This window comes from Marinimicrobium sp. ARAG 43.8 (assembly GCF_050113635.1).
Taxonomy (GTDB): Bacteria; Pseudomonadota; Gammaproteobacteria; order Pseudomonadales; family Cellvibrionaceae; genus Marinimicrobium.
The window spans coordinates 83,016-96,537 of sequence record NZ_JBNJLT010000006.1 but is presented as its reverse complement, the minus strand read 5'-3'; the positions used below and the strand labels follow the sequence as shown (position 1 = coordinate 96,537).

General features: G+C 56.4%; 10 protein-coding genes. 8 read left to right on the top strand and 2 right to left on the bottom strand.

The annotated features are described in order from the left end of the window. The first annotated feature begins 35 nt into the window (after window positions 1–35). Together ACQCLF_RS12575 and fliD are read left to right on the top strand one after the other, a co-directional pair. The gene (locus ACQCLF_RS12575; protein ID WP_426987784.1) at window positions 36–443 is read left to right on the top strand and encodes a flagellar protein FlaG; all 408 of its coding nucleotides are present in this window, start codon (window positions 36–38) and stop codon (window positions 441–443) included. A 217-nt stretch (window positions 444–660) separates the two neighbouring features. Further along, window positions 661–2,691 carry a flagellar filament capping protein FliD gene (fliD, locus tag ACQCLF_RS12570; protein WP_426987782.1) on the top strand — a complete coding sequence of 677 codons (2,031 nt, stop codon included), beginning with the start codon at window positions 661–663 and terminating at the stop codon, window positions 2,689–2,691. 32 nt (window positions 2,692–2,723) lie between these two features. Here the strand turns inward: fliD and ACQCLF_RS12565 are convergent, their stop codons facing one another. Then, window positions 2,724–3,158 carry a lysozyme inhibitor LprI family protein gene (locus ACQCLF_RS12565; protein ID WP_426987780.1) on the bottom strand — a complete coding sequence of 145 codons (435 nt, stop codon included), beginning with the start codon at window positions 3,156–3,158 and terminating at the stop codon, window positions 2,724–2,726. A 124-nt stretch (window positions 3,159–3,282) separates the two neighbouring features. Here ACQCLF_RS12565 and fliS point away from each other — a divergent pair, with 124 nt between their 5' ends. From fliS to ACQCLF_RS12545, 4 genes are all read left to right on the top strand, one after another. Next, window positions 3,283–3,720, top strand: a complete 438-nt coding sequence (gene fliS / locus ACQCLF_RS12560) for a flagellar export chaperone FliS (RefSeq protein ID WP_426987778.1) — start codon at window positions 3,283–3,285, stop codon at window positions 3,718–3,720. Then, entirely contained in the window at window positions 3,717–3,992 is a 276-nt protein-coding gene (locus ACQCLF_RS12555) for a hypothetical protein (protein WP_426987776.1), read from the top strand. Before fliS ends, ACQCLF_RS12555 begins: the two co-directional genes overlap by 4 nt. A gap of 398 nt (window positions 3,993–4,390) precedes the next feature. After that, window positions 4,391–5,833: a sigma-54 dependent transcriptional regulator gene (locus ACQCLF_RS12550; protein WP_426987774.1), complete on the top strand. Its 1,443-nt coding sequence runs from the start codon at window positions 4,391–4,393 to the stop codon at window positions 5,831–5,833. Between the two features lie 296 nt (window positions 5,834–6,129). Further along, window positions 6,130–8,886 (top strand): di-heme oxidoredictase family protein, encoded by a 2,757-nt coding sequence (locus ACQCLF_RS12545; RefSeq protein WP_426987772.1) that lies wholly within the window; start codon window positions 6,130–6,132, stop codon window positions 8,884–8,886. A gap of 59 nt (window positions 8,887–8,945) precedes the next feature. Here ACQCLF_RS12545 and ACQCLF_RS12540 read toward each other — a convergent pair whose 3' ends face one another. Beyond that, complete coding sequence (locus ACQCLF_RS12540; RefSeq protein ID WP_426987770.1) at window positions 8,946–10,307, bottom strand: DEAD/DEAH box helicase; 1,362 nt, start codon at window positions 10,305–10,307, stop codon at window positions 8,946–8,948. A gap of 339 nt (window positions 10,308–10,646) precedes the next feature. Here ACQCLF_RS12540 and ACQCLF_RS12535 point away from each other — a divergent pair, with 339 nt between their 5' ends. Together ACQCLF_RS12535 and ACQCLF_RS12530 are read left to right on the top strand one after the other, a co-directional pair. Beyond that, on the top strand, window positions 10,647–11,948 hold the full coding sequence (locus ACQCLF_RS12535) for a sensor histidine kinase (protein ID WP_426987768.1): 1,302 nt from the start codon (window positions 10,647–10,649) through the stop codon (window positions 11,946–11,948). A 22-nt stretch (window positions 11,949–11,970) separates the two neighbouring features. Then, the gene (locus tag ACQCLF_RS12530; RefSeq protein WP_426987766.1) at window positions 11,971–13,419 is read left to right on the top strand and encodes a sigma-54-dependent transcriptional regulator; all 1,449 of its coding nucleotides are present in this window, start codon (window positions 11,971–11,973) and stop codon (window positions 13,417–13,419) included. Window positions 13,420–13,522: the final 103 nt, after the last annotated feature.

The following is a 13,522-nucleotide window of genomic DNA, read 5'->3' as shown; positions in this document are numbered from 1 at the left end:
ACCCCGGTTGACGGAGCCCGTTCGAGGGTAACGATATGAGTGAAGTAGCTATTGTTAACAGCGGGGTGCGTGTTGAGTTTCCGGACTTGATGGGTGCCCGGCGCGCTTCACCGGACTCAACCCAGCAAACGGAAAAAGAGGGGGGCAAGGCATTGCCGCCCTCGTTTTCGTCTGTGCCTGCAAAATTGGCTCCTGTAGAGGCGGTTCATCAGGATGCTTCTGAGGCGGTACGGGAAGCGATTACTCAAATGAACGAGTATATCCAGTCCACCCAGCGTGACCTCCGTTTTACCATTGACCGGGAGTTGGGTGAGACGATTGTCAAAGTGGTTGACCGGCAGACGGAAGAGGTGGTGCGTCAGATTCCGGATGAGACTTTTCTGAAACTGGCACGCAGTATTCGTGAACAGGAACCTATCCACTTCTTCAATGATCATGTTTAGTGTTAACGGGTTTTCCATGAAAAGCAAAAAGGGTGCTGAACAGGCACCCTTTTTGCTTTTGTGAGGGGGAACGCTTCGTTAATCGTGAAGCTGATCACAACATTGCCGCTTTTTTCTCTTGATGGTTAAAGTTTGGTCAAAAGCGGCCGAAAACGGCATATAGGCCCGACATCGGGCGATTCAGCGCGTGCTCATCAGAAAAACACGAGGTTCTGATATGGCCAATGATATTTCCAGCAGCATCATCAACCAACTGGGGGGCGGCTCCGGCATTGATACCAAACAGCTGGTGGATCAGCTGGTTGAGCTGGAGCGCGCGCCCACCCAGAATCGGCTCGATCAGCGCGAGGCCAAGCTCGAAGCGCAGATCTCTGCTTTAGGGCTGGTGCGCAGCGCGATGGATGAGTTTGGCGCTTCGTTGGATGCGCTGGCTAATCCCGATACCTTCAACGCAAAGCAGGCCTCCATTTCCGACACAATGCTGATGGCCGTCAATAGCCTCAACCCCGAAGCGGTGCCGGGCAACTACCGTATCAGGGTAGAACAGGTGGCCCAATCCCAATCGTTGAGTTCAGGCCAGTTCGAGAGCACCAGTTCTCCGGTGGGAACGGGCTCGCTGACCATTCGGTTTGGCGATTGGGACGATGGCGCATTTACGTTGGATGCCTCGGCGGAAGGTGCCACCATTGAAATTAATGAGAGCAACAACAGTCTTCGTGGCCTGCGTGATGCCATCAATGCGGCGGATATTGGTGTGCAGGCCAGTATTGTTGGCCAGAATGGCAGCTATCAACTGCTGTTGACCGGACCAACTGGTGCCACGCGCGAAATGGAAATTACGGCCACAGAGGGTGACGTGGCCGGCTTGTCTGCATTCAATTTTAACGAGGCGGATCAGCAGTTTACCCAGCAACAGGAGGGCAAAGATGCGATCTTGAGCATCAACGGTCTCCAGGTATCCCGCAACTCCAATGTGATTTCTGATGTGATCGAGGGTGTTGAGTTCGAAGTATTCAACAGCAATCCCGACGAAGAAATCAGCATCAACATTACCGAAGATCGCTCAATGGCTGAGCAGGCCATCCGTGATTTTGTCGACAGCTACAACACCTTCATCCAGCAAATGCAGTTTTTGCAGAGTAACGAGGAAGGTGAAGACGGGCAGGGCAGTTTGCGGGGGGATCCCATTGGCAGCAATGTGGTGAACACGATTCGTGAAATGATGTCCGGCTCTGTTCCGGCGCTGGACGATGCATTCAGTTCGCTGGCCAGTATCGGTATCGTCACGAAGAAAGACGGCACGCTGGAAATTCCGTCCAATGGTTGGGGCACGGATTTCGATAAAGTGTTTGATCAATATTACGATCAAGTGAAAGATATCTTTATACCACGCACCTCGTCCTCGGATTCCCGGCTGGATGTGTTTGATTACAGTGAACGCACACAAGCGGGCACCTACGAGGTGGAAATTACTCAGCATGCCACTCGCGGAACCTATTCGGGCGTAGAGGGCGCGCTGGCGGGCGGCTTTCCATTGGACACTACCGGCAAGGACTACAGCTTTGTCGTAGCGGTTGATGGCCGGGAGACGGCGGAAATCACTCTGCCGGAAGACAAGGTATATAACAGCGGCGCCGAGCTGGCCAAAGAGTTGCAGACGCTGATTAACAGTGATGCCGCGCTGAAAGAGTCTAATACGCGCGTCAATATCAGCTTTGATGACGCCACCGGTACGTTGAATTTTGAGTCGGGCCGATACGGCGCGTCCAGCAAGATTGACTTCCTGTCGCTCGGTGCGGATATGGCAGACTTCGGTATTAATGAAGGTGCCGGCACTACAGGGCAGGACGTACAGGGCACGATCAACGGTCGCGAGGGCATGGGCTTTGGCAATATCCTGCGCGCCTACTCCGGTGGACCCACCGAAGGCCTGGCCGTGGAAGTAGCGCCGGGGGTGGATACCGCAACGATCAACTTCTCCTGGGGGCTGGGTGCGTCCTTGAAGTCCGCCGTGGACTCCTTTACCAGCAACTCCGGCTTTATCAGTGAGCGGGAGGAAACGCTCGGTAAAAATCTCAGCGGCATCGAGGAAGACCGTGAAGCCCTGGACCGTCGCATCGAAGCGTTTCGAGCGCGCCAGGAGGCGCAATTCCTGGCCATGGAGCGCATCGTACGCAGCCTGAACAGCTCGGGTGATTTCCTGGACGGTATTATCGACCGCTTGCCGTTCACGGCGCCAAAAGGTTAAAGGCTAACGGTTAACTAAAGGTTAATTGGGGGCTACTCCGCGCGGCGGATAGACCCCGCACAGGTTTCCCCTTCTTCCACCCCGTCCAGCCACTGCTGCAAAAACGCGATTCGTTCAATTGTCGCCGTCGTCTTCACGTTCGCCGCGCAGGTCGCGTAAACGCTGCCGTAGTACGCCTGTTTGTTGTCGGCCGGAAAGCGTGCTTCAAGGTCGGCATCGCGCAACGTTATCCACGCTTGTTGCGCTTTTTTCAATTTTCCCAGAAAAGCGTCGTCGTCGGCGTAAGCCGCACGTATTTGCTGGTATACCCGGTTCAGTTCGGCGTCGGCTTCCTGAAAGCTCATTGTGGTGTCAGTGCTTTTGCCATCCGGGTTTTCTCCCGTGGCGCTGGTTGTACACGGTGTCGCGGCACAGGCCGTGTTGGCCAGGGTACACAAGAGGGCAAAGGTCAGGACGTTCAATTTCATAGCGAGGCTCCTTGTAGCGCTCCAGTGTGCCGGAGTGCCCTGGGAAAGTGAAGCGGAGGGTGTTGAAAACCTCGGAGGAGCGGCTAAAGTTCTGTAGAGAATGGCCGCCATAGAGAGTAAGCGGATGACAAAGTCCTCCCACGATAACCACCCACGGGGAACCGGTATGAACGCCTACGCTCGCGCGGCTCAGAATTACTCGTCCATGAAAGTGCAGTCCAGTGCGATGGATGCCTCTCCTCACCGCCTGATTCAAATGCTGTTTGAGGGTGCTCTGGAGAGAATCGCCCAGGCGAAAGGGGCTATGCAGCAGTCGCAAACGGCCCGAAAAGGGGAGTTGATCGGTAAGGCTATCAACATTGTCGCGGGGTTGCAGGGTAGCCTGAGCGATAATGAAGGCGGCCAGCTGGCAGGTAATCTGGATGACCTCTATGACTACATCATTCGGGCCTTGACCGAGGCCAATTTGCACAACAGCCAGGCGCGGCTCGATGAATGTGGCCGACTGCTGGGGGAACTCAAAAGCGCCTGGGACGGAATTGCCGACGAGGCTCGTGCATGAGACTCAGTCTGGTCCCAACACCCGCTTATCAGGGACAGGAGGGCATCTCGCAGCTGCGAGAGGTACGCAATGACCTCATCAAGGCATTGCGCGACGGGGATTGGCCCCGAGTCCGGGAGCTGGATCGAGTTTGCGGCGCCCTGGTTGACCGGGTGCTGCACGCCGAGCTGGATGATAAGGACGCCCTGGTCGAGACGTTGAGCGACCTTAAGGGGGTTTATTTCAGCTTGATTGAGCGTTGTCAGGACGAAGTGACCCGTATGGCCCTGTAGTGATTTCGTGCCCCCTCCGGGCCATCGTATCCGATGTTAAAAATCGCTCCAGGCGATTTTTGATGCCCGCCTTCCCTGGCGTGCCCCCTTCGGGCCATCGTAAACGATGTTAAAAATCGCTCCAGGCGATTTTTTGACAGGTATCTCGCCATTTTTTTGTCATTCTTGCCGATTTGGGATTGCTCAAATCGAATAAGCCTGCCAGAATCCGCAAAATGACTGTGACCTGCGTCACGGTTTCTTGGGGAAATTGACGAATCTCGTCACCAGTCAGTCGATTTTACGTAAGTCGTCGATTATTTGACTGGCTGCAACGTTTCGTCTATCTATGTAGAAAGGCCGGCACGCGCGGAGCACACTCGCCGTCGTCGCTCAGAAGAATGATGGAAGGGCCTGGAATGTGGCGAAATACCAATGTTCTGGTTTTGGATGATAACGAACAAAGGCGCCGGGAGCTGGCAGTTATCCTGGAATTCCTGGGAAAAACCGTAAAAGAAACGGCATGGCCGAACTGGCAAGATGCGGTTGAGTCGGTAGAGGATGACAGGGGCGTTATGGCGGTCTTCCTCGGTGCGTCGGTACGGCCCCGTGCCCTGGAGTCCCAGCTTCAGGAGGTTCGGCAATGGCAGGATGATGTGCCGGTCATTCTTCTCGATGAGCGACCGTTGGCGAACGACGCCTCACCCGTGCTGGCCAGAATGGTCATTGCTACCCTCAGCGTCCCACCGGCTTACAATCAGTTATTGGATACCCTTCATCGCGCCCAGCTTTATCGACAGGCTCAGCAGAGCAGCCGACGTCAGCCCACACGCCGTCCCGTGCATTTATTTCGCAGCCTCGTTGGCACCAGCCGTCAGATCCAGCATGTGCGGGATATGATGTCGCAAGTCGCGGATAAGGACGTTTCGGTGCTGATTACCGGTGAGTCCGGCACCGGCAAAGAAGTGGTCGCCCGTAACCTTCACTACAACTCACCCCGGCGCGATAAACCGTTTGTACCTGTTAACTGTGGTGCGATTCCAGCGGAGTTGCTGGAGAGCGAGCTGTTTGGCCATGAAAAAGGGGCGTTTACCGGGGCCATTAATGCTCGGGCGGGCCGTTTCGAGCTGGCCGAAGGCGGCACATTGTTCCTCGATGAAATCGGCGATATGCCGCTGAACATGCAAGTCAAGATTTTGCGCGTTTTGCAGGAGCGTTGCTTTGAGCGGGTGGGCAGCAACAAGACCACGCAAGTGGATGTGCGAATTATTGCGGCGACCCACCGGGACCTTGAAACGATGATCTCGGACAGTCAGTTCCGGGAGGACTTGTATTACCGTCTGAACGTTTTCCCCATTGAACTACCAGCGCTGAAAGACCGCTCGGAAGACATCCCGCTGTTGATTAACGAATTGATCTCCCGGCTGGAAAGTGAGGAGCGCGGCTCCATTCGCTTTAACTCCGCCGCCATTCTCTCTCTGTGTCGTCACCCCTGGAGCGGCAACGTCCGGGAATTGGCGAACCTGGTGGAAAGAATGGCGATTATGCACCCCTATGGTGTGGTGGGCGTGCAGGACTTGCCACCGAAGTATCGGCACGTTGATGTGGTGGATGAGGACTTTGGCATCGAGTCTGAAAAGGACGCGCTCAATGGACAGGCCGGTTACGTCAGTATGAAAGATACGCCGCTGCTGCCGGAGCAGGGCATCGACTTGCGTGAATACATTAATAACCTGGAAAAAGAGCTCATCCAGCAGGCGTTGAATGACTGTGGCGGCGTAGTAGCCCGCGCCGCGGACAAACTGAGCGTTCGCCGCACTACGCTGGTGGAAAAAATGCGCAAATACGATTTGCAGCGCTGAGCGTTGGGAAGTGAACCGGTTCACAACATCCGGGTGCCAGTAGTCCCGACGTAAAGTGGTACATTTCTAACTCTCTGATTTTAAAGATTATTTTCTCTTTTGGTGGCGCTGCTTCCCGGTGCGCCACTTTCCTTCTCCCGTCCAAAGTGGGACGACCCCTCAGCAGGTTGTGTCTACTATCACAACGCTGTCACTCAATACGTGCCCGAAGGCAAGCAAGCTTCAGCGAACGTCGCAGGTAGGCGATCCGGGCTGTCTTTGAATAACCATAATATTGAAGAGTGAGGATCGTGATCATGCCTCTAATGATACGTATGAAGTATCGGTTCCCCTTGGTGGGAGCAATGTTTTTCATGTTGTTGGGCGCGCAAGCGCTCGCGCAGTCACCGAATCGCGCGTTGAGCGCGTTAACCAGTGCCAGTACAGCGGACTTGCCATCGGGCAATGCGGTGGATGGCGATATGAACACCCGCTGGGCCTCGGCGGCCCAGACCGACCCCTCCCATATCACCGTCAACCTGGGGCAAAGCTATGACCTCTCCCAGGTGGTAGTTCACTGGGAAGCGGCGAATGCTGAGACCTATGAAGTGCAAGGCTCTGCCAATGGCAGTCAATGGACCACGCTGGCGACGGAAACCGGTGGCAGCTTTGGCAACCGCACCGACACGGTGTCTGTGTCGGGCACGTATCAGTTCGTGCGCATCTACGGTGTCAGCCGCAGCGCCGGTAACCAATGGGGTTATTCCATTTGGGAACTGGAGGTCTACGGAAGCGAACCGCTTTCCGGCTGCGATGATGGCTGCCTTCAGGAAACCGACAGCAGCACCCTGCAAGCCGTGGTGACCGATGGCGATGTGGTGGATATTCACTTCAGTGTTAATGGCGGTGCGCAGCAAAACGTACGCATGAATAATGACGGCAGCCGCTGGTACTACGATATCGGTAATCTCTCTGAAGGTGACAGCGTCGACGCCTCGTTTACCATTATCAACAACGGCGTTGGTGAGAATACCGGATGGCAGACCCATGTCTTTGCCGGTAACGGTTCCGGCGGCTCTTCGTCGAGCCAAAGCAGTTCCAGTTCCTCTTCCAGTTCCTCCAGCTCCTCAAGCTCTGACCCATCAAGCAGTTCCAGCTCGTCCAGCAGCTCGGTGGATCTGGGCACGATCGTGCCATTGTACGATGGCACGACAGCGCTGGAGCCGGTAATCAAGTACGAAACGTCCACGGCGCTGGTGACCCGTTTCTCTGACCGGGCCCGGGATCGCCACGCGAAAGAAGATCAGTTCCAGTCCTACGATCATTACCTGAGCTTTTACTGGGAAGATCGTACCGCCGCCATTGAGATTATCGATGAAGTGGCCAAAGGCGGCGATACCGTTCGCATGAATGTGCGCACGGAGTTCAAACTGAGTGATACCGAGGCGGAGAACCGCTGGTTTTACCGCGGTGTCGGGACTGTAGCTGAGTATTGCGATAACGGCACCATGGTCGTGGTCGATAACCTGAATTACTATAAAGAGCGTGATTTCAATTGCCGTGAAGGTCGTCCCATTCAAGTGGGCGATAAACTGGAATTTGAAATCAGTCAGTTCCTGGACCCCGGCGTACCCAACGGACGTGCGAATTATTACGGGACTACCTACCTGTATATCGTGGGTGAAGGTCTGGTGCCCTGGGATGTCGGTGGCGCGACGCCCGCCGGGGGTATCAAGGATTCTGTCAAGATTCCCGAGCAAGCGTGGCTGGGTGGCGAGACGACCATTCATGCGGCCACTTCCGGTGAAACTGACAACCATTTCCTGCAAATGGCCACTAACCTCGCCTACGATAACGGACAACCCTTTGTGCGTGGCCGCCGCGTTCTGCACTCCTCGTTTGTGGATGGCGTGCACGATGAGCGCCCGATTGAAAATCCGCCGCTCAGCGATGCGATTGGTAAAGCGGGGCCGCGTTATATCAACACCAGTTGTGCAAGCTGTCATGATCGAAATGGGCGCGCCGCCGCTGCACCGATTGGTCAGCCGCTGGATAAGTGGTCGTTCAAAGTGGCGGATGCCAACGGTAACCCACACCCGATGTTGGGCCGTGTATTGCAGCCTGAAGGTACGCAAGGGGCCAGTGGTGAGGGCGCCGTTCGCATCGCTTCCTGGACGCCAGAGCCCAACGGTTTGCGCTCCCCGGTCTTTTCGTTCGATGGTGTAACGCCTGAGCGTTTCTCCGCACGTATTGCCCCGAACCTGGTGGGCATAGGCTTGCTCGAAGCGATTCCTGAATCGGCTATTCTGGCGCAAGCCGATCCCGATGATTTAAATGGCGATGGCATTTCTGGTCGCCCGAACCGTATTATTGATCCGCAAACCAGTGAAACCCGTCTCGGCCGTTTTGGCTGGAAAGCGGGCACGGTCAGTGTGCGCCATCAACTGGCGACGGCGTTTAATACGGATATGGGCGTGATGACGTCCGTTCTGCCAAGCCCCGATTGTGGCAGCAATCAAAGCAACTGTGGCAGCAGCGGACCGGAGTTGGCCGATCACCATTTAGATGATCTGGTTAAATACGTGTCCCTGCTGGGTGTGCGTCCGCAGCGGGACTACAACGATCCAGCGGTACAAAACGGCGAGTCCCTGTTCGAAAGCACGGGTTGTGCCGCTTGCCATACGCCATCCTTTGAAACCAGCGAGTATCATCCGTTGGCTGAGTTGAGAGGCCAGACGATCTACCCCTATACCGATATGCTATTGCACGATATGGGACCGGGGTTGGCGGATAACCTGGGTGAAGGCGAAGCGTCTGGTGCTGAATGGCGTACCCCGCCGTTGTGGAGCCTGGGACTTTCCGCTTGCGTGACCGGTGGGGTAGAAAATCCGATTGGAGGGCAGGGCAATGAAGTTTGTACACCGGAGCCCAGCTATCTCCACGACGGACGCGCGGAGTCTATTGAAGAAGCGATTCTATGGCATGGCGGAGAAGGGCAGGCCGCCAACAACAATTATCAGTCCCTGTCGGCGAACGACAAACAGGACCTGATTCGTTTCCTCGAATCGTTGTAAGCGCTGAAGGGTGGCGGATACGAGCTTCGCTCGTATCCGCCCGATAGTGTTGCGCGGTTTTATGAACGTCTTTGGCGGCGGCCCTGGTTGGGGCGGCCGCCATTGTCGTTTCGGCGACCGCCATCGCTTCGCGCATTAGCGCGGGAATTATTATTGCCCCCCGGTTTTCTGCCCGAGGCCGATCTTCCCGGCGTTTGTTTTCTGCCGGAAGAGTTGCCCCCACCAGGACGTCGACGACCGCCGGTTTTCTGACCGCCGAGCGCAATCGGTTCCGGTTTGATGCTCGGGTCGGGTTCGAAACCTGGCACGACTTGCTGTTCCACTTTGCTTTTAATCAGCCGCTCAATATTGCGCAGAAATTCGTGCTCATCCACACACACCAGAGAGATGGCAACGCCTTCGCGCTCCGCACGTCCAGTACGGCCGATACGGTGAACGTAATCTTCCGGCACGTTGGGTAACTCGTAGTTCACAACGTGAGGCAATTGATCGATATCAATGCCGCGCGCGGCAATATCCGTGGCAATCAGAGCGCGAACCCGGCCCGATTTAAAATCGGCCAGGGCTCGTGTCCGTGCGCCCTGGCTTTTATTGCCATGAATGGCCGCCGCGGTGATGCCATCCTGCTGTAACTGTTCGGTCAGTCGGTTGGCACCGTGCTTGGTGCGAGTGAAAACCAGCACTTGTCGCCAGTCTCCGTCGCCAATGAGATAAGACAGCAACTCGCGCTTACGCTGGCGATCCACGGGATGGACGCGCTGCGTGATACGTTCGGCGGTGGTGTTACGAGGCGCAACCTCAATCAAATCCGGTTTGTTGAGTAAGCCTTGTGCCAGCGCCTTGATATCATCGGAAAAAGTCGCGGAGAAAAGCAGCGACTGTTTTTGGGCCGGCACCATTTTCAGCACTTTGCGAATATCGTGAATAAAGCCCATGTCCAACATGCGGTCGGCTTCGTCCAGCACCAGCGTTTCCACTCGGTCCAGATTCAGCGCCTGTTGCTGAACCAGATCCAGCAGTCGACCGGGTGTTGCGACCAGAATGTCCACGCCGCGGCGCAGTTTATCGATCTGAGGGTTAATGCTAACGCCGCCAAACACGACGGTGGAGCGCAGCGGCAAATATTGGTTGTAGGTTTGCACATTCTCGTGCACCTGGGCGGCCAGTTCGCGAGTGGGTGTCAGAATCAGCGCACGCACCGGGCGGAACTTGCCCGTGCTGGTGTTGCGGCTCAGGTTCTCCAGCAATGGCAAGGTGAAACCCGCGGTTTTACCGGTGCCGGTTTGTGCTGCGGCCATGAGGTCGCCACCGTTAAGCACGGTAGGAATCGCTTTAGCCTGAATAGGAGTGGGAGTCTGATAGCCTGCTTTATCGAGCGCACGCAGTATTTCGGCACGCAGGCCGAGTTCGGAAAACGTCATGAAGTATGTCCTGTGGCTCGCGCACTCCCCAGAGCCTGTCAGCGTTACAAGACAGGGTGCGGTTACGGTCCGGGCGAGCCTTGAAATGTGAGCAAAAGAAGGGCGGCGTCGACCGATGGACGCCGGGCGCGGGAGTGTAGCAGGTTGTGTGGCGCTGCACCAACGGTATCTGCTGGCGCGCTCTCCCGAGGCGACGGTAAATTGACTCTGCTTGCGGGTCGGTTTTCTTTAAGTGTATGAAAAATAATAGTTTTTTATGTTGGCACCTTATTTGCTGAACGACGGTTAAGCCTCGGTTTAATGCCGAAAAACCGTAACTGATGTTCTCGGGAGTCTTTCATGGCGGATGGTGCCTCCACCGCAGCGCGGTATCGCAAAGCGACCAGCGGCGATACTGCATCCAGCAAGCCGCCTCAAGCCGATGTGGTGCCCCTGCGCGCGGAGCCGTCCGCGGCCGATGTGGAGGAACTCAAGCAGGCGTTTGACCTGTTTGGCGATGTCTCGCAGCAGTTGGTGGCCTCTTACGAGAAGCTCGAACATCGTGTCGAGTCGCTGACGGGCGAGCTTTCGGCGGTAAACCGCCAGCGGGAGCAGGAACTGGCCGAAAAAGAACAACTGGCCAACCGTCTGGAAAACCTCTTGAATTTCCTGCCCGGTGGGGTCGTGGTGCTGGACTCCTTCGGACAGGTCACCGAATGCAACCCCGTTGCGGTGGAGCTGCTGGGTGAGCCGCTGCAAGGGCTGGCCTGGCGGGTGATTATTACCCGGGCCTTTAAGCCGCGCAGTGACGATGGGCACGAAGTATCGCTGCACGATGGCCGTCGCATTCGCATCGCCACCCGCAATCTCGGCGACGACGGGCAAATTATCCTGTTGACGGACCTGACGGAAACCCGACGTCTGCAAAGTGACGTCAGTCGCAATGAGCGCTTGTCCGCGCTGGGGAAAATGGTATCGGCCCTGGCTCACCAGATTCGTACGCCGTTGTCGGCGGCCATGCTTTATGCAGGGCATTTACGCCATCGCCAACTGGATGAAGGCAAGCGTGAGGAGTTTGCCGGTAAGCTCTCCAATCGGCTCAATCATATCGAGCGACAAGTGCAGGATATGTTGTTGTTCGTCAAAGGCGAGCTGCCTCTGAACGACTACGTATCCGTCAGCGAATTGCAAAGCTGCCTGGCGGAAGCGCTTGAAGTGCCGCTGAGCACATCGCAGAGCGAATGCGAATGGTGCAACGACTGCGGGGAGGTGGCCTTTCGCTGTAACCGGGAAGCCCTGGTCGGCGCCTTGCTGAACCTCGCTAACAACAGCATTCAAGCCACCCAGCGTCAGGCCCGCCTGCACATTCGTTTCGAAAAAGAAACCGTCAAAGGGAGTGACTGGTTGGCGATTTATCTGTCGGACAATGGCCCCGGTATTGATCCCGAGCTGTTGCCGCGCGTCAAGGAATTGTTCATTACCACAAAAGCCCAGGGTACAGGGTTGGGATTGGCCGTGGTTCAGGCGGTAGCGCGCGCTCACGGTGGGGCTTTTGATTTGCAGTCAACGCCCGGCGAGGGGGCCTGTGCCACGCTGCTGCTGCCGTTGCAGTCCTCTTACGCTCAGCTTTCCTCCCAGACACACCCAACGGCTCGCGCCTGATAATCGCACTGGAGATTGGTTTATGGCTCAAACCGCCTATTCACACTCGTTGCGCAGCGTTTCCTCATCGGTACGGTCTCGCGCGCGCCTTTTGATTGTCGAAGACGATGCGGCATTGCGCGAAGCATTGTGCGATACCCTGGAGCTGGCCGATTACGACGTATTGCAGGCAGACAGTGGCGAGCAGGCGCTCGCGCACCTGAGCGCCGGTGAAGCGTGCGATATGGTGATTTCCGATGTGAACATGGGAGGGATCAGCGGGCAGGAATTACTGTTGGCGATTAAACGCCATTACCCGCATATTCCCATGATGTTGATTACCGCTTATGCCAGCATCAGCCAGTCGGTGGATGCGATTCGGCAGGGCGCGGTGGATTATCTGGTGAAACCTTTTGAGCCGCAATTACTGGTGGATACCCTGGAGCGTCATCTGAGTCGCCGACCCGTCACTGGCAGCGAACCGGTTGTGCGGGCTGAGACCAGCTTGAAATTGTTGCAGTTGGCTCAACGGGTGGCCCAGTCGGAATCCACCGTGTTGATTCTCGGCGAGTCCGGTACGGGTAAGGAGGTGCTGGCCCGCTATATTCACGATCACTCTCCCCGGCACGACCAGCCGTTCGTGGCGATTAATTGCGCGGCGATTCCGGAAAACATGTTGGAAGCGATGCTGTTTGGTCACGAAAAGGGTGCTTATACCGGCGCTCACAGCAGTGCGCCGGGCAAATTTGAGCAAGCCAACGGCGGGACGCTGTTACTCGATGAAATTTCCGAGATGGATGTGGGCTTGCAGGCTAAATTGCTGAGAGTCTTGCAGGAACGTGAGGTGGAACGGCTCGGCGGGCGCAAGACGATTCCGTTGGACGTGCGCGTGATTGCCACCTCGAACCGCGACATGCGTGAGCACGTCGCACAGGGGCAGTTCCGTGAAGACCTTTACTACCGTTTGAGCGTGTTGCCGCTGCAATGGGCGCCGCTGCGCGATCGTCGAGAAGACATCCTGCCGCTGGCGGAACAACTGTTGACCCGACATGCGCAAAAACAGCGCCGAGGCTGGGTGCAGCTTGGAGAGTCCGCGCGGCGGGCATTGGTGGCGCACAACTGGCCGGGTAACGTCAGGGAGCTGGATAACGTAATGCAAAGAGCCCTGATTCTACAGCCGGGAGACGTCGTTGAGGCAATGGATCTCGGGCTGGAAGCGGACTTGCCGGTGGCGGAAACCGGTACGCCGGAAACCGAAGCGCCTGTCGTCGCAGTGCCGACGTCACGTGGGGCTGAAATGACACCAGCAGAGGCGCAAGCTCTGGGAAGTGATCTGAAACAGCGCGAATATGAAATTATCATCAACACGTTGAACAGTGAGCGCGGCAGCAAGAAGCGAACGGCAGAGCGCCTCGGAATCAGCCCGCGCACCCTGCGTTACAAAATGGCTCGACTGCGCGAGGCTGGCTTTCCGGTTGATGGCGTTGTCTAGACCGATTCGCGCTCTTCTTTGAGTTGGCCCGCTTTATGCAGAAAAAGCGCTCAGTGGCCCGAACGCGGGTGAATCGCCAAAATCTTGTCGCAGGGGAAAAATC